The organism is Haloferax marinisediminis, assembly GCF_009674585.1.
Lineage (GTDB): Archaea > Halobacteriota > Halobacteria > Halobacteriales > Haloferacaceae > Haloferax > Haloferax marinisediminis.
Window position 1 is genome coordinate 1,559,635 of sequence record NZ_WKJP01000001.1, and the last position, 17,383, is coordinate 1,577,017.

General features: G+C 61.9%; 14 protein-coding genes. 7 read left to right on the forward strand and 7 right to left on the reverse strand.

Annotation, left to right across the window (positions count from 1 at the left end; translation table 11 throughout):
• Positions 1 to 13 precede the first annotated feature (13 nt).
• Both GJR98_RS08115 and GJR98_RS08120 read right to left on the reverse strand, forming a co-directional pair.
• Positions 14 to 1,126 (reverse strand): pyridoxal-phosphate-dependent aminotransferase family protein, encoded by a 1,113-nt coding sequence (locus tag GJR98_RS08115; RefSeq protein ID WP_151137191.1) that lies wholly within the window; start codon positions 1,124 to 1,126, stop codon positions 14 to 16.
• Between the two features lie 125 nt (positions 1,127 to 1,251).
• Entirely contained in the window at positions 1,252 to 1,869 is a 618-nt protein-coding gene (locus GJR98_RS08120) for a class I SAM-dependent methyltransferase (protein WP_154269719.1), read from the reverse strand.
• 159 nt (positions 1,870 to 2,028) lie between these two features.
• Here GJR98_RS08120 and GJR98_RS08125 point away from each other — a divergent pair, with 159 nt between their 5' ends.
• Complete coding sequence (locus GJR98_RS08125; protein WP_151137193.1) at positions 2,029 to 3,186, forward strand: methionine adenosyltransferase; 1,158 nt, start codon at positions 2,029 to 2,031, stop codon at positions 3,184 to 3,186.
• A 78-nt stretch (positions 3,187 to 3,264) separates the two neighbouring features.
• On the forward strand, positions 3,265 to 5,250 hold the full coding sequence (locus GJR98_RS08130; RefSeq protein ID WP_151137195.1) for a thiamine pyrophosphate-binding protein: 1,986 nt from the start codon (positions 3,265 to 3,267) through the stop codon (positions 5,248 to 5,250).
• 50 nt (positions 5,251 to 5,300) lie between these two features.
• On the opposite strand, the gene GJR98_RS08135 is transcribed toward GJR98_RS08130, so the two are convergent.
• The 3 genes from GJR98_RS08135 to GJR98_RS08145 all read right to left on the reverse strand — a co-directional run bounded on the left by GJR98_RS08135 (position 5,301) and on the right by GJR98_RS08145 (position 7,539).
• Positions 5,301 to 6,290 (reverse strand): VOC family protein, encoded by a 990-nt coding sequence (locus GJR98_RS08135; protein WP_151137197.1) that lies wholly within the window; start codon positions 6,288 to 6,290, stop codon positions 5,301 to 5,303.
• Positions 6,291 to 6,413: 123 nt separating this feature from the next.
• Positions 6,414 to 7,028 carry a hypothetical protein gene (locus GJR98_RS08140; protein WP_151137199.1) on the reverse strand — a complete coding sequence of 205 codons (615 nt, stop codon included), beginning with the start codon at positions 7,026 to 7,028 and terminating at the stop codon, positions 6,414 to 6,416.
• 211 nt (positions 7,029 to 7,239) lie between these two features.
• A complete protein-coding gene (locus GJR98_RS08145) occupies positions 7,240 to 7,539 on the reverse strand; it encodes a cyclase (RefSeq protein WP_151137201.1) in 300 nt (99 codons plus the stop codon).
• A gap of 155 nt (positions 7,540 to 7,694) precedes the next feature.
• Between GJR98_RS08145 and GJR98_RS08150 the strand changes: the two genes are divergently transcribed.
• From GJR98_RS08150 to GJR98_RS08160, 3 genes are all read left to right on the forward strand, one after another.
• The gene (locus tag GJR98_RS08150; RefSeq protein WP_151137203.1) at positions 7,695 to 8,579 is read left to right on the forward strand and encodes an aldo/keto reductase; all 885 of its coding nucleotides are present in this window, start codon (positions 7,695 to 7,697) and stop codon (positions 8,577 to 8,579) included.
• Positions 8,580 to 8,597: 18 nt separating this feature from the next.
• Positions 8,598 to 9,317 carry a class I SAM-dependent methyltransferase gene (locus tag GJR98_RS08155; protein ID WP_151137205.1) on the forward strand — a complete coding sequence of 240 codons (720 nt, stop codon included), beginning with the start codon at positions 8,598 to 8,600 and terminating at the stop codon, positions 9,315 to 9,317.
• A 101-nt stretch (positions 9,318 to 9,418) separates the two neighbouring features.
• Positions 9,419 to 10,825: an FAD-binding oxidoreductase gene (locus GJR98_RS08160; protein WP_151137207.1), complete on the forward strand. Its 1,407-nt coding sequence runs from the start codon at positions 9,419 to 9,421 to the stop codon at positions 10,823 to 10,825.
• Between the two features lie 30 nt (positions 10,826 to 10,855).
• Here GJR98_RS08160 and GJR98_RS08165 read toward each other — a convergent pair whose 3' ends face one another.
• Positions 10,856 to 11,653 (reverse strand): HpcH/HpaI aldolase family protein, encoded by a 798-nt coding sequence (locus GJR98_RS08165; RefSeq protein ID WP_151137209.1) that lies wholly within the window; start codon positions 11,651 to 11,653, stop codon positions 10,856 to 10,858.
• Positions 11,654 to 11,704: 51 nt separating this feature from the next.
• Positions 11,705 to 13,414 (reverse strand): formate--tetrahydrofolate ligase, encoded by a 1,710-nt coding sequence (locus GJR98_RS08170; RefSeq protein ID WP_151137211.1) that lies wholly within the window; start codon positions 13,412 to 13,414, stop codon positions 11,705 to 11,707.
• A 168-nt stretch (positions 13,415 to 13,582) separates the two neighbouring features.
• Here GJR98_RS08170 and GJR98_RS08175 point away from each other — a divergent pair, with 168 nt between their 5' ends.
• Together GJR98_RS08175 and GJR98_RS08180 are read left to right on the forward strand one after the other, a co-directional pair.
• Positions 13,583 to 14,167 (forward strand): flavodoxin domain-containing protein, encoded by a 585-nt coding sequence (locus GJR98_RS08175; RefSeq protein WP_151137213.1) that lies wholly within the window; start codon positions 13,583 to 13,585, stop codon positions 14,165 to 14,167.
• A gap of 116 nt (positions 14,168 to 14,283) precedes the next feature.
• Positions 14,284 to 17,382, forward strand: coding sequence for an FAD-binding and (Fe-S)-binding domain-containing protein (locus GJR98_RS08180; RefSeq protein ID WP_151137215.1), 3,099 nt, complete (start codon positions 14,284 to 14,286; stop codon positions 17,380 to 17,382).
• The last annotated feature ends 1 nt before the right edge of the window (position 17,383 follow it).

Here is a 17,383-nt window from a genome sequence, read left to right on the forward strand (position 1 = left end):
GAGTGACCCTGCGTTACAACCCAGCGACGTCTTCGATGGCGTCGGTGAGTTCCTTGATGGACTCGACATCGTGTTCGCCCATGTGGCCGATACGGAACGTCTTCTCGCCGAGTGCCGAGCCGTATCCGTTCGAGAAGGCCATGTCGTACTTCTCGGAGACCTCTTTGATGGTCGCGGGGACGTCGATACCCTGCGTGTTCTCGATGCAGGCCACCGTCTGGGACTCGTATCCTTCCTCGGGGAACATGTCGAAGTGTTCGTACGCCCAGTCGCGCGTGTACTCGGCCATCTCTTCGTGGCGACGACTGCGCTGTTTGTGTCCTTCTTCGAGCATGTACTTCATCTGCTTGCGGTAGGCCAGCATGACTGGAATCGCTGGCGTGGAGTGCGTCTGGCCCTTCCGGTCGTAGTAGTCGAACGCCCGCTGGAACCCGCCGTACCACGAGGCAGAGTCTTTCTCGACTTCACGCTCTCGGGCCTCGTCGCTGACCGCACAGACTGCCAGTCCCGGCGGCATCGCGAATGCCTTCTGCGTCGACGCGAAGATGACGTCGATGTTGTGTTCGTCGATATCGACGTAGTCACCACCAAGTGCGGACACCGCGTCGACGACGAAGTAGGTGTCCGGGTACTCGGCGACGACGTCGCCAATCTCCTCGATGGGGTTCCGAACACCGGTCGAACTCTCGTTCATCACACACGAGACGACGTCGTACTGTGTGTCACTCTGTTCGAGATACTCGCGGACGTCTTCGGGCTTGACCGCCTGTCCCCACTCGTATTCGAGTCTGTCGACGTTCTTCCCCAATCGCTCGGCGACGTTGGCGTGGCGTTCGCTGAAGCTCCCACAGGTCGTACAGAGGATGTTCTCGTCGACGAGGTTGAGCGTCGAAGCTTCCCAGAACTCCGTCCCCGACGCCGTGAGAATCATCAGGTTGTTGTCGGTGCCGAGGAACTCCTTCGTATCCTCGACGATGGTCGTGTAGAGGTCGGTCATTCGGTCCATCCGATGGCCGAACATCGGCTGGCACATCTCCTGGATGACGTCCTCACGCACCTCGGTCGGCCCCGGGATGTACAGTTTTTTCTCCGGATAGTCGTCTTTGTATTCGCGTTTCTTGGTCACGGAAACCACCTACGTACGGGTTACTGTGAAGCGGGATAGCAAGGTACTTTTGATTCCGACACCGGCCACGATTCCGAACGGACAGCGTGGCGTCGCTACTGCTTCGACACCCCGGTCGAGCGAAGTTAGATTCGCTGGACGCCGACGAAGTACGCCGGATTCCTGCTCCACCGCCGCTCGAAGGCGGTTCGGTACGCGAAGACGACTTCCCACCCACCCGTCGCTTCGAACCGTCGGCGCAACTCGCCGGGGGAGATGCCGTATATCCAGCGCTCGTCGTATCGAGCGTCACCGAGCACGCAGTAGAGTCCACCCCGTGGAACGATTCCCCCGAGTTCCGCGATAAAGCGGTCACGCTCTGTGTCACCGAGGAGGTGGAACATCGCCGAATCGACGACCGTTCGGAAGGAGAGATTCGCTGTCGCGAGTCGTGACACGTCGAGTGCGTCCCAGACGAGAAAGTGTGCAGGAATCCGCCGCCCACGAGCCTTCGCTTTGGCCTGTTGGACAGCGAGCGGAGAGATGTCGATGCCGAGAACGTCGTAGCCATGACGAGCGAAGAACAGGGCGAGTTCACCCGTGCCACAGCCAACGTCGAGTACTGGACTCCTGACGAGGTCGGCTTCGAGAAGGTGGACGAACGCGCGCTGCGGACGGCCGATATCCCAGTTTGGGACGCCGGTGTACGCCGCATCGTACACACGTGCGAGTGGTCGTTCTGGAGGCGGTGTCGAACGACTCATCTTCCCGCTCCGTTCACCGACAGAACCATACGCTACTGTTCAGCCTACAGTCACGTATCCGTTCCCCCTCATCTGACGACGAGCAGGTCGAAAAGACCGGGCGAGACACGGGTGGTGTGGCCACCGAGTTGTTTTCTCACTGCCAGTTGATGTCTGCGTATGAACGACCGAGTTTCGGTGACGTCAGTCGGTGGTGACCCCGTCGCTCGCCACCCCACCGAGTTCGTCGAGCGGAAAGGTATCGGCCATCCCGATTCGCTCTGCGATGGCGTCGCCGAGGCCGTCTCGCGCCGACTCTCTCGCTTCTACCGTGACGAATTCGGTCACATCCTCCACCACAACACAGACAAAGTCCACCTCGGAGCGGGACAGTCTCAGCCGGCGTTCGGTGGTGGGTCGGTCGTCGAACCGATATACGTCCTCGTCGGTGGTCGTGCGACCACGACAGTCGGTGGTGAGTCGGTCCCCGTCGACGAACTTGCGACCGCCGCTGCACGGGACTACCTCCTCCAGACGGTGCCGGAGCTTTCCCCCGAACACGTCGTCGTCGAGACGCGAATCGGGCAGACGTCGAGCGACTTAGGGTCTCTCTTCGAACGCGGTGACGAACCGTTGGCTAACGATACGAGTCTCGGTGTTGGCTACGCTCCGGGAACGCCGACCGAACGGTTCGTCCGAACACTCGAACCGCGACTCCACAGTGAACTCACAGCCGTCGGAAAGGACGTGAAACTGATGGCAGTTCGCCGTGGAAACCGTCTGTCTCTCACGGTTGCGGCGGCAGTCATCGACTCTCACGTCGAAACCCTGGGCGAGTACCGCGACGTCATCGACCGCATCGAAGCCCTTGCAGAACAGCACGCGGCCGACACCATCGACCTGCCTGTCTCGGTCACGGTGAACAACGCGGACAACTACAAGGAAGAATCACTCTATCTGACGACGACCGGGCTCTCTGCCGAAGCAGGCGACGATGGGTGTGTTGGCCGTGGAAATCGTGCGAACGGGTTGATTACACCGTCTCGACCGATGAGTTTGGAAGCCACGGCGGGGAAGAACCCAGTGACACACGTCGGGAAACTGTACAACCTCCTCTCGCTTCGAATCGCTCGGCGACTCGGCGACGAACTCGGTGCGACCTACAGCAGTGTGCAACTGCTCTCTCGAATCGGCGACCCAGTTTCGGAACCACAGGCTGTCGACGTCGTCACCACGGTCACCGACGACGACGTGGTAACGAAGGCGGTTGCCGACGAATTCGAGCGGATAGACGAACTACGGTCGGACCTCCTCGCCGGCCGTGTTGCAGTCTTTTGACGAAGGTGTTCACCCACGAGCAACGACAGATCCCTCGCTACTACAGTTATGCCCAGTGTCAACGAATAACACATATCGATGACGAACGAGTCAGCACCGGACACCGGCGACCTTCGCTGGCACAAGGCCCTCGACCCCAACGAACTCCCAGAGGGGCGCGTGACGGCCGTCTCCTTCGGCGGTACGACTGTCTGTATGACCCACTACGACGGGCAGTACGCAGCTATCGACAACGCCTGTCCCCACCAAGGTGGGCCACTGGGTGAAGGCTCGATAGAGAAGGGGTTGCTCCGGTGTCCGTGGCATGGGTGGGACTTCGACCCACTCACCGGACAGTCCCCGGGTGACCACGACGACTGCACGCTCGTGTACGCAGTCGAAGAACGAGACGATGGAATCTACGTCGGCCTCCCACCAGAACGAGTACGAGAACGGACCGTCTCCGACGTGATGGTGGAGACGATGACGGCGTGGGGCGTCTCACAGGTGTGGGGTATCGTCGGCCACTCCAATCTGGGACTCGCCGACGCCTTCCGCGAGGCGTCCGAGCGAGGCGACCTTTCCTACTACGGTGTCAGACACGAAGGGGCGGCAGCGTTCGCAGCCTCAGCGTACGGAAAACTCACGGGCGAGCCCGCGGCGTGCTTCGCCATCGCCGGCCCGGGAGCGACCAACCTCCTCACCGGCCTCTGGGACGCCAACGTTGACCGCGCACCAGTTCTCGCACTCACCGGGCAAGTCGCGACGCAAGTTCTGGGGACTGGAAACTTCCAAGAGGTCGACCTCGAAGCGGCATACGGCGACGTTGCGCTCTTCGAACAGACGGTGCTGCCGAACAGTGACCACGCCGAACTGATGACACGGGCAGCGAAGACGGCGCTCCTCGAAGGGGGCGTGTCGCATCTCGTCTTCCCAGACGAGGTACAGACGATTCCTGCGGATGGTGCGAAAGCCGGTAGCCCCGAGGGGCGACTCACGCGGCGAGATATCGCCCCACCTTCGGCATCGATTCAGGAGGCAGTGGACTTGCTCGCAGACGCGACTCGACCGCTCATCATCGTCGGCCACGGCGCTCGATTCGATATGGACCGTGTCGTCGCCCTCGCCGAACACCTCGACTGCCCGGTGGTGACGACGTTCAAAGCGAAGGGGCAACTCTCAGACACCCATCCACTCGCAGGCGGCGTCCTCGGGCGGAGTGGAACACCTATCGCGAGCCACTTCATGAACGAGTCAGACCTTCTCCTCGTCTTCGGGGCGAGTTTCTCGAACCACACGGGAATCTCCGAGTACAAGCGAATCGTCCACGTCGACCACGACCCGATGGTCCTGGGCAAGCACCACAGTGTCGACGTTCCCGTGTGGGGTGATGTGGGTGTCACCGTCGACATCCTCAGAGACCGACTGAACGAGCTAGACCTGCACGCCGAGAGTCAACGCGCCGAAGTCGCAGAGCGGTGGGATATCTGGCGAGCAGAGAAGGCGACGAGACGCGACCAACCACCGGAACGTGGCGTCAACTACGCGACTGTATTCGACGCGATGAGCCGACTCCTCCCCGAGAACGCAATCGTGCCGGTCGACGTCGGCAACAACACCTACGCCTTCGGTCGCTACTTCGAATGCACCGACCACACGGTCTTGATGTCCGGCTATCTCGGGTCCATCGGGTTTGCATTCCCCGCCGCCCTCGGGGCGTGGGCGGCGACCCGCGAACCCGACTCACCGTTCGCGGGGCGACCAGTCGTCTCGGTTTCGAGCGACGGTGGATTCGGTCAGTACATGGGCGAACTGACGACGGCAGTCAAGTACGACATGAACCTCACGCACGTCCTCTTGACCGATGACGAACTGGGGAAAATTAGCAAAGAACAACGCGACGGTGGGTGGCCAGTCTGGCAGACAGACCTCGTGAACCCGGACTTCGCTGCGTACGCCGAGAACTGCGGCGCACGCGGATTCCGAGTCGAATCACCAGCAGCGCTCGAACCCGCACTCGAAGATGCACTCTCCTTCGATGGGCCGGCGCTCGTCGAGGTGCTGACCGATGCGAATCCAGTCTGAGTGTTCGAACCCAGTTTGACCAGTTCGAACCCGAACTGACTGAGACGGTCTCAGTCGTCGGCTTCGACGGATTCTGCCCGCGGTATCGTTACGTCCGCCAATCCACCCTCGATTTGCTCGCGCTGGCTTTCGAACTTCCCGGGGAGGACGAGTCGTCCACCGAGGTCGTCGAGCGGTTCGTCGCTCGCGTAGCCCGGGCCGTTCGTGGCGAGTTCGAACAGCACACCGCCGAACTCTCGGAAGTAGACCGAACGGAACCAGTGGCGGTTGATCTGCTGTGTCGGGCGCAGTCCCGCCGACTGGACGGCCGCGCGCATCGATTCCTGGTCTTCGTCGGTCGGCGTCTGGAAGGCGACGTGGTGGACCGTCCCGTGTCCTTGCCGACTGCCCTCGATTGTCGGGAGCACGTCGACGTACTTGCCGACCGGACCGGATGCGGCGAATCGAGTTCGCTCGTCACCCGGCGTGTCGCCCTGTGCCGCTTCAGTTCCGACTTCTTCCAGCCCCATCGTTTCGAGCAGGCCCTTCGTCGGTTCTGGGTCAGCAAGCCAGAGCGTGACCGAGTGGAATCCGCGGATTGCGGCCGACTCGGGGACGAACTCAGTCCACGGGACCGTGGGGTCGTCGTCCGGGATGTCGACTTCCACGAGTTCGACCGGGAGGCCGTCGGGGTCACGGAACGGGAGGACCGTCTCTCCGAAGCGTTCTATTCGGTCGTCGTAATCGACGCCGTAGTCGTCGAATCGGTCTTCCCAGTAGTCGAGGCTCCCGTCTGGGACGCGGAACGCAGTTCGGGAGACCTGTCCCGTCCCGACTTTCCCACGCGAGAGGTGTTCCCACGGGAAGAACGTCATGCTCGTTCCGGGCGTGCCCTCAGCGTCCGTGAAGAAGAAATGGTACGTGCTGGGGTCGTCTTGGTTGATAGAGCGCTTGGCGAGTCTCAGGCCGAGCGTTTCGACCCAGAAGTCCAGATTCTGCTGGGGGTCGCCTGCCATACACGTTACGTGGTGAATTCCCGGTGTCGGAGTGGGTGTTGCCATTGAACCATAATATGGGCTGGAAGGACTTGAGTTTCTGGCGACGTGAGTGTTACCGGGTTACGGCGAGGTCGACTGTTGGTGTTCAGGGAGCGCCCCAACCCACGAGACACCGACGGCAATCGTTCACTGTGGGAGGAGGCTATCGAACAGTCGACTGACAGCGAAGAGAACCACGGCCAGGACTGCCGCAGTCACCGTGACACCGAAGACAGTGACCGGAAGCGTGGACACTGCAAACGGGTTGTCGCCACCGGCAGCGAGAAACATCGCTAACGCATCTTGGCCGCCGTATCCGAGGAGGAACATCCCGTCGAAGACGGCGACGGCGAACGGGCCGGTGACTAGGCTGAAGATCGATGCGACGTCCTCGATGTCGAGCAGACGACGTGCTTCGCGTTCGGTCAACTCCGCGCCGCGGCGAATACGCTTGTAGCCCACGTACACCAGTCCGAGCGCTGCGACGACTTGGATGGCGCCCGCGTACGCGCCGATGACGATGATTCTCGGAGTCGACCACAGCGGGTTTCCGCTGGGAAAGAGCATCCGCGTCGATTCAGGGAGTGCCAACGCGATGGGGAGCACCATCGCCAGTGCAGCGAGGATGAGACTCTGCCACGCGAGTTTCCGTGAGAGTGGTTGTTTGAACAGGCTCCGGCGGCGCACCCTGAGGCGCTCGTACGTCGAGTCGCTGAGGAGTGCCGACGCGATGGGGTCGTCGATGTGATTTTCGCTGTTCATACAGTCGTATCGGCGGGTCTGCTAGCGGATGTTAAAACTCAGTCGGTCCGGAAATCATCATCTAACGAAGAACGTCTCAAACGCCAGAATATCGGGGAGTTGGATTCTGTACTAGAACTGTCGAACGGGCGAAAACAGCAGAGAAAGCGTGCAATCGGTGGACGAAAAATCGTGCTGTTCGTGTCTCGCCTCTCCCACGTGAGAGATAACGCTACGCTAACGGCTCTTCGGGTCGCTTCGACTCGACCTCTTCGAGGAAGTATATCTCGGGTTCACCGACGACACCCGCTTCTTCCATCACGGAACGGAGGTCAGACGATTCGAGGAATTTCTGTGCGTTCTCCATCGTGTCCCAGTCGAACATCATAACGAGGTCGTTCGAATCCTCAGCGAGACTGAGCAGACGATAGCCCTGTGACCCGTACTCGTTTCGGGTGCTGTCGTGGTCGTCGAAGTACGGTTTCCACTTGTCGTAGTCCTCTACAGCGTGTTTGACTAGTATTGTTACCACCATTCTCCACCAACACAGACGTACGACTGATGTGGAGATATACTCACTAGATTTGGTCGCGAAATATTCACGACGCGACGACAGACCGGACGGCAGGACTGCCACGAACCCGTGCAGGACACACGTTTTTGTTCGCTGACAGTGACTCTCCGAGTATGAAGACACGCCCCCTCGGCGGAACTGGTCACGACACCAGTATCATGACCTTCGGCACCATCGCGCTCAACTGGCTCGAACAGGAGGGCGCAGACCAGATGGTCGAACTCGTCCTCGACCGAGGGGTCAACCATTTCGACGTGGCCCCGATGTACGGGGACGCAGAACTGAAGCTGGGACCGAAGCTCCGGCAGCACCGCGACGAGATTTTCCTCGGGTGTAAGACCCAAGAACGAACCTACGACGGTGCGAAGCGAAAACTCGAACAGTCGCTCACTCGCCTCGGCGTCGACCACATCGACCTCTACCAGGTCCACGGGCTCGAATACGAGCACGAACTGGACACGATTACGGGCGACGGCGGCGCACTCGAAGCGTTCCGAGAGGCCAAAGACGACGGCCTCATCAGTCACATCGGGCTGACGAGTCACAGCGAACCGCAACTCATCCTCGACGCCATCGACCGTATCGACGACCTGGAGACACTCATGTTCCCGATGAACCCTGTCGTCGCCGGAAAGGACGACGCCGACCACGACTACGACGCAGTGCTCGAGCGCGCGGACGAGGAGGGTATCGGAACGCTCGGCATCAAAGCCTTCGCGAAGGGTCCGTGGCCGTCGACGGACGAACTTCCCGAAGGAGACCGACCATATGCGAACTGGTACGAACCCGTCGACACGCCCGCCGAAATCGAGGAGCGATTCGACTTCGCGGCCGCGCAGGGCCTGACGAGTGTCGTCAGCATGGGCGACCCCAAACTGATGGCGATGGTCCTCGACGCAGCACAGCGATACGACGGGATGGACGAGGCGGCCCAGCGCTCGCTCATCGAGAAACTTCGTCACGACGAGAGTCCAGTCCCAGAACAGCTCCACCACTGAGAACTACTCTCTCCGCTCATGGACGTTCCAACGACGGTGCAGACAGCCCTCGAAGACCGACCAGTGAGCGGTGCAGTGTGTCTCGAAGCGGGTGCTGGCGTCGGCAACACGACGGCCGGGCTCCTCGCGGCCGGGGCGAGTCGCGTCTACGCAGTCACAAACGACCCTGCGCACGCCTCACTCGTCCACGAACGAGTCGCACGCGACGAACCTGACCGGACTGCCGTCCTCGAGGCGGACGTTCGTAGTCTTCCGCTGGCAACCAATTCAGTCGATATACTCACCGCCCATGGCCTGTTCAACGTCCTCCCACCAGCGACGTTGGACGCCGTCGTGAGCGAGTTGACACGGGTCGCCGCGCCGGGGTGTCATCTCGTCGTCGACGACTACGACCCACTCCCCGACACCGCTCGCGTCCGCGACCTCTTCGCGCTCGAAAACGCTGCATCCGAGTTGGCTGACGGGAACCCTGCGCTGACGTTCTACCCATCAGGCGTGCTCCGTCGACTGTTCGTCGGCGAAGGGTGGGAGTTCGACCGAGAGCGGACGCTTCTCGACCCGGTTCCGTGGACGAACCGTCACCTTAGAGCACACGCCAGCGCCACCCGAACTGCGGCGTCGAGAGTCCCTGACGAACGTGGAACAGCGCTGGCTGAGGAGGCAGACCGACTCGCGGCGGCCATCGGCGAGGAGTCTGTCGGAACGATGTACAGCCTCGCATTTCGACTTCCCGAGTAACCGCCTCGCAGACGGGTTCTGGTTTCGTTCAGCGGGCCGATGCTGAACTGCCGTTCGTCCTAATAGATGCGGCTAATTTCTCCGATGGCGTATGCTATGTTATGTCAACCCACACGATTGGCGACCAGCAGCTACAGGTGATACACGCTGCCTTCACGGGCACACTCGTCCAACCCGAAGACCCCGGATTCGACGACGCACGGGCGATTTGGAATGGGATGGTAGACAAGTATCCGCTCCTCATCGCTCGCTGTGCCGACGTCGACGACGTCGTCACCGCGGTGAACTTCGCTCGGGAGAACGACCTCCCCGTGGCGATCAGAGGCGGCGGTCACAACGTCGCCGGAAGCGCCATCTGTGACGATGGACTCGTCATCGACCTCTCCGAGATGACGAACGTCGTCGTCGATACAGAGACCCGCCGGGCCAGCGTACAAGGTGGTGCGACGATTGGCGACGTCGACCGGGCGACCCAACGGCACGGCCTCGCAACGGCGCTCGGAGTCGTCTCCGAGACAGGTATCGCCGGGCTCACGCTCAACGGCGGGCTCGGACACCTCCGCAGGAAGTACGGCCTCTCGCTGGATAACCTCACGTCCGTCGAGATTGTCACTGCGGACGGAGTCGTTCGGACGGCGAGCGACGAAGAGAACACAGACCTCTTCTGGGCGATTCGAGGTGGTGGCGGCAACTTCGGTGTCGTCACGAATTTCGAGTACAAACTGCACGAGGTCGGACCCGACGTGAACATGCTCTTCACCTGGTACGGTGGTGACGATGTCGAAGACGCGCTGCGTGCATTCCGTGAGTACACGACAGCTGCTTCCAGAGACGGGAGTGTCGTCGCCTTCTACGCGTTCGTCCCCGAGGACGAAACGTTCCCAGAAGAATCGTGGGGCGACCCGGCAATCGCCATGATTGGTTGCTACGACGGGCCGACCGACGAAGCCGAAGCCGAGTTCCGAGAACTCCGAACGGTGGCCGAGCCAATCGCTGACATGAGTGGCCCGATAGAGTACACGGCACTCCAGACGCTCTTAGACGAGGATTACCCCGATGGCCTGCGCTACTACTGGAAGGCCGTCTACGTGGAGGAACTCACGGACGACATCGTTGACCTCGTCGTCAGGTACGGTGCGGACAGTCCATCACACCTCTCGACGGTCGACGTCTGGCACCTCGGTGGCGCAATCGGTGATGTCGAACCGGATGCGACCGCCTTCTGGCACCGGACCAACGACTACATGCTCACCTTCGAAGCGAACTGGGAAGACCCAGCGGTGGACGACGAAAACGTGGCGTGGGTCCGAAACGGTATCGAAGAACTCAGAGAGATGCTCGTCACGACCGGTGGCTACGGGAACTTCCCGGGGTTCGGCGAAGACCCGTCACAGACGCTGTTCGGCGACAACTACAACCGACTCGTGGACGTGAAGACCGTGTACGACCCCGAGAACCTGTTCAAACTGAACACGAACATCGAACCACACGAACAGCCCAGCGAGTGAGACGAGGGTCGGACTCCGATACCGACCTGTTTAGAGGGGTCTCTCACCGTCGTAGGCTTCGAACCATCCCTCGACGACGCCTTTCAGCGCGCCGGTCGTACTCCCAAGATTGAGCATCTGATAGCCGTGTTTCGCCTTCTCGTTCACGTCGTCCATCCCGAATCCGAGTCCGCCGACGGGAACGCCGGCGTCGACGGCGGTCGACAGAATCGTCTCGACAGCTTCCTGCACCTTCGGGTGGTCGATGTCGCCGGGGTACCCGAGCGAGACGGAGAGGTCGAAGGGGCCGATGAACACGAACCCGAGTTCGGGGACGGCCAGAATCTCGTCGAGGTTCGCGAGCGACTGGCGGTTCTCGATGGTCACACCGACGAGCGTCTCGTTGTCTTCGGTGTCGACGTAATCCTCGGCGAGGCCCCATCGTCGAGCACGCGGCGACGCGAGACCGCGGTCACCGGGACCGCCATCGTAGCGGAATCGAGACGACCGGACGGCGGCGCGAACCTCGTCGGCCGACTCGACACGGGGGAGGAACACGTTCCTGACGCCGAGGTCCAGCGCCTTCCGGACGAGTGTCGGGTCGGTGGTCGGAAGCCGAACCACCAACTCGGTTCCGGTGCGCTCCGCCGCACGAAGTACGTCCTCCATCGCACCGGCGTCCCACGGACTCGGCCCGCCGTGTTCGAGGTCGACCCAGACGAAGTCGACACCGAGGTCACCGTAGAACTCTACGAGCGTCGGACTGTACGCGGTGTCGAGAACGCCGAGCGCGACACCGCCCTCGTCGAATCGAGCGCGAAGACCGTTCTGTCGTCGTGACGGAGGCATGCCAATGATACGACAGGTGGTCTCAAAAAATGCGGTGGCGGTTGCGGTGAGTCAGAACAACCCGTGAATCGTTCCGTCGTCGTCGACGTCGATGTCGACGGCGGCGGGTCGCGCCGGGAGTCCCGGCATCGTCATCACGTCACCCGTGAGCGCCACGACGAACCCGGCACCTGCAGCAGGGTAGAGTTCGCGGACGTGGAGTGTCCAGTCGGTCGGCACACCGGTTTTCGAGGCGTCGTCCGAGAGTGAGTACGGTGTCTTCGAGAGGCAGACCGGAAGCGAGTCGAACCCGTGTTCGACGAGTCGGTTGAGGTCCTTCTCGGCTTGCTTCGAGAACGTCACGTCGTTCGCGCCGTAGACATGCGTCGCAACTGCCGTAATCTTCTCGCGGAGCGAGTCGTCGAGGTCGTACGTCAGTTGCAGGTCTGCACGCCCGGAAGAGACCTGTTGTCGAACGAGTTCGGCGAGTTCCTCAGCACCGCGTCCACCCTCAGCGTGTGCTGTCGACACCGAGGCCGGAATCTCACGGGTCGCACACGCATCGAGAATGGCTGCGACTTCGGCGTCAGTATCGTCGGGGAACCGGTTGACTGCGACGACGACGGGAAGACCGAAGTCTCGAAGCACGGAGACGTGGTGGAAGAGGTTTGGAAGACCGTCGCGGACCGCGTCGGGATTCGGGGTGGCGAGTACGTCGAAGTTTGCCGGCCACATGTCGAGGCCGTGGCGTTTGAGGCCGCGAACCGTCGCCACGACGACGACTGCTTCCGGTGCGGCACCTTCGCGGGAGACGATATCGAGGAACTTCTCTGCGCCGAGGTCGGCACCGAATCCCGCCTCTGTGACGAGGTAGTCAGTGTGGGCGAGTCCGACTTCGTCGGCGACGAGCGTGTTGGTTCCGTGGGCGATGTTCGCGAAGGGACCACCGTGGACGAACGCCGGCACGCCTTCGAGTGTCTGGACGAGATTGGGTCGCAACGCGTCTCGGAGGAGCGCGCTGACCGCACCAGTCGCGCCGATATCGTCGACGGTCACTGGTGTGCCGTCTCGGTCGGTGGCGACGACGATTCGGGCGACCCGCCGTTTGAGGTCTGCGAGGTCGGATGCGAGACAGAGAACGGCCATCAGTTCGGACGCCGCTGTGATGCCGAATCCGTCTTCGCGCGGCGGGCCGTTCGCACTGCCACCGAGTCCGACGACGGTTTCGCGGAGCGCTCTGTCGTTTACGTCGAGCGAGCGTCGCCACGTAATCTGGTCGACGTCGATTTCGAGGTCGTTTCCGTGGTGGACGTGGGCGTCGAGCATCGCCGAGATGAGGTTGTGTGCGGCGGTGAGTGCGTGAATGTCTCCGGTGAAGTGGAGGTTGATATCCTCCATCGGTAGCACCTGTGAATAGCCGCCGCCTGCGGCGCCACCTTTGATACCGAACACTGGTCCGAGCGACGGTTCACGGACGGCCACGGCGACGTCTTCGCCGAGTCGGGCTAACCCCTGTGCGAGTCCGACCGAGATGACGGTCTTTCCCTCGCCTTTCGGCGTCGGCGTGATACCAGTGACGAGCACGAGTGACCCATTTCGGCCGCGCTCGCGGGCAGCGTCGACCGCCTCTTGCCGCAGTTTCGCCTTGTTCGAACCGTAGGGCTCGATGTCGTCTGGGCCGAGGCCGAGTCGAGCGGCGACTGTCTCGATATCGTCCAGTGTGGCAGTTCGTGCGATTTCCTCGTCGGATGGAACCTCGAAATCAGCTGTTTCGTGTGTCATAGTAGTCTCTATCTGTCGATTCGCGCAGAAGACGAATGAAATGGGTTCGTGTCTCTAAGAATACGAGAATTGGGGACACCGACCCCGCAGTCACCTCGTTCCCGAAGAGTGAGAGTCTGAAACCGCCATTATCTCCACTGCCATCGAATACTCACCCGGTGACTGCAGATGGTGTCATTCCTCGTCGGGTACGGAAGTACCGAAGGGCAGACTGCGAAGATATCGGAGCGAATCGTCGATGTACTCGAAGGACGCGGCCACACTGCGATTGCTGTCTCGGTCGACGACGTCCCCCCGGCGGCGACGCCAGCGGAGTTCGACGCGATACTCGTCGGGTCGTCGATTCACCTGGGCAAACACGCCAAGAACGTGTACCAGTTCGTCCGCGAGAACCGCGAGGTACTCGAAGACCGGCCGAACGCGTTCTTCCAGGTGTCGCTCTCCTCGGCCGTTGGTGACGAAGCGCGACAGGCAGAGGCCGCATCGTACATCGACGAGTTCGTCGAGAAGACCGGATGGCACCCGGAGAGAATCGCGCTCTTCGGCGGTGCACTCCGCTACTCGGAGTACGGATTCATCACTCGACTGATGATGAAACGCATCGCGAAGGAAGCGACCGGCGACACGGACACGTCTCGTGACTACGAGTACACAGACTGGGACGAAGTCGAAGCGTTCGCTGCAGACTTCGCGTCTCTCGTCGAGACGGGTGACGTGTCGGCGGACGGAGAGACGGAAGGAACCGAGGCGTGAGCGCCGAGCAGGCACGCCTCGACAGTTCCTGACAACACCACGACATCGCTATCGCTCGTGGCAAAGATGACGGCGCGCACACAGACTTTTCCCGTTCTACACTATTGTACATTACAATGGTTGGTGGCGACTCCTCACGGACGAATCGAGTCACGACGACGGCACAGGGGACCGAACTGAGCGACTTCCAGCGCTTTCAGGAGTCACGTGACTACGAGGTGGCGGACGTAACCGAGTACGCCGAGGTCGCCGACGAGTTGCGCGGCGCCGTCGACGGTGAAGTCCGGTTCGACGAGTACGCGCAGATACTGTACGCGACTGATGGGTCGATTTACGGGGCGCGACCGGCCGGTGTCGTCATCCCGAAAAGCGTCAGCGACGTTCGAGCGGCCGTCGAAATCGCGGGAACACACGACGTGCCGATTCTCCCACGTGGTGCCGGGTCGTCGCTGGCGGGACAGACCGTCGGCCCCGGGTGCATCGTCCTCGACTTCTCGAAGTATATGGACGACATCGTCGACGTCGACCCCGAGAGCAGGCGAGCGACGGTGCAACCGGGGGTCGTCCAAGACGACCTCGACGACCGACTCGCCGAGTTCGGCCTGAAGTTCGCGCCCGACCCGGCGTCGTCGAACCGTGCGACCATCGGCGGCGGCATCGGGAACAACTCGACCGGCGCACACTCGGTTCGATACGGTATCACCGACGCCTACACCGAGGAGTTGCAGGTGATACTCGCCGACGGGTCGATGATTCACACGAGAGACGTGGTCGTCGACAGCGACGAGTGGGACGAACTCGTCGGGAAAGACGACCGAGAAGCGGCACTCTATCGGACCGTCCGGCAATTGGTCGAAGACAACGAAGCAGAAATCGAGCGCAAGTACCCCACGCTCAAACGCTCCGTCTCGGGCTACAACCTCCACAAGGTCATCTTCGAGAACGACGAGGGAGAGACGGTCATCAACCTCTCGAAACTCTTCGTCGGCGCAGAGGGGACGCTTGGTGTGGTGGTCGAAGCGACCCTGTCGTTGGTGACGGTGCCGGAAGAGACGGCACTCGTCCTCTACGCCTACGACGACCTGATAGACGCGATGGCAGCGGTCCCGGATGCGCTCGACTACGGCGCGAGCGCCGTCGAACTCATGGACGACGAGGTGTTCGAGATGGCACGCGCGTCGAGTGAGTACGCGCAGTATGTCGAGCAAATCCCGGACGGGACGGCGGCCACGCTGATGTTGGAGTTCGACTCGGAGCTCCACGACGACTTCGAGGCAGCCATCGAGGCTGCCAACGACCACTTCTTGCAGTCCGGGTCGGACGACGGAAACGCGTTCGACGCCATCGAGGCGTACACCGACGACGCGCAAGCAAACATCTGGAAACTCCGAAAAGCGGCGATTCCGCTGCTCATGTCGTTACAGGGCGACCCCAAGCCGTACCCGTTCATCGAGGACGCTAGCGTGCCGCCGGAGGAACTCGCGGAGTACGTCCAGTCGTTCGAGGAGGTGCTCGCAAACCACGGAACGTCGGCGGCGTACTTCGCACACGCCGGGTCCGGGACGCTCCACATCCGACCTATCTTGAACCTGAAGGACGCCGACGGCATCGAGACGATGCACTCGATTACCGACGACGTGACCGACCTCGTGTTGGAACACCACGGGTCGTTTTCGGGCGAACACGGCGACGGTCGGGCCCGAACCGAGTGGAATCCGAAGATGTACGGCCCCCAACTGTGGGACGCCTTCAAGCAACTGAAGTCGGCGTTCGACCCCGACTGGCGACTGAATCCGGGGAACGTCGTCTACCGCGACGACGACCCGGCAGACATGCGCGAGAACCTCAGATACGGGCCGACCTACCAGTCGCTCGAACCCACGACTGCACTCGACTTCGAAGAGGAAGGCGGGTTTTCCCACCTCGTGGAGTTGTGCAACGGGTGTGGAACGTGCCGGCAGACTGGGTCGGAGACGATGTGTCCAACCTATCGGGCGTCGAAGGACGAAGCAGAGACCACGCGAGGGCGGGCGAACATGCTCCGGGCGGCGATTAGCGGTGACCTGCCCGAAGACGAACTCTACACCGACCGATTCCAAGAGGAGGTTCTCGGGCTCTGTGTCGGGTGTAAGGGCTGTAAGAACGACTGCCCGACCGGCGTCGACCTCGCGAAACTCAAAGCCGAGGTCAAACACCAACACCACCAAGAATCGGGGTCGTCGTTCCGCGAGCGACTGTTCGCACAGATAGACAACGCGGCGAAACTGGGGAGCGCGCTCGCACCGGTGTCGAACTGGGCGACCGAACTTCCGGGTGCGCGGACGGTGATGGACCGCCTCTTCGGAATCGCACCGGACCGAGAGCTTCCGTCGTTCACCCGAAACACCCTCGAAGACTGGATGGCGACGCACGACCCCGCCGTGTCGGCGAACGACGCGACGCACAAGGTGCTCTTGTTCCCGGACACCTACACGAACTACGTCACGCCCGAAATCGGCAGGGCCGCAGTTCGGACACTGGAGGCCGCGGGCGTCCACGTACAACTGGCGAAAAACGTCGCACCCAGCGGCAGAGCAGCATTCTCCGGTGGGTTCCTCGACCTCGCACGCGGCCGCGCCGCCCGCAACGTCGAGACGCTCGCACCCTACGTCGAAGACGGGTGGTCGGTGGTGTTCACCGAACCCTCCGACGCAGTGATGTTCCAAGACGAGTACGCCGACCTGCTCGACCACCCCGCCGTGACCGACGTTGGCGCGGCGACGTACGGCGTCATGGAGTTTATCGACGTGTACCGACTCGACGAGGCACTCCCGATTCGTGGCCGAGACGAGTCAGTCGGTGCAGGCGCGGCAGGTGCTGGAAAGGCCGTCGTCGACGGCGGCGCGATCGAGTCACTGACGTATCACGGCCACTGCAATCAGAAGGCGCTGAACAAGGACCACCACGCGGTGGGCGTGCTCCGCCGGGTCGGCTACGAGGTCGACCCACTCGATTCGAGCTGCTGCGGCATGGCGGGGAGCTTCGGATACGAATCCGAACACTACGACCTCTCGAAGGCGATGGGTCGCATCCTGTTCAGCCAAGTCGACGAAAGCGGGGGCGACACGGTGGTCGCACCCGGCGCATCGTGTCGAACACAGCTCGAAGACCGCGATACTGGCGCGACGAGGCCGCCGCACCCCATCGAGAAGGTCGCAGAGCGAATCAGTGGGTGAG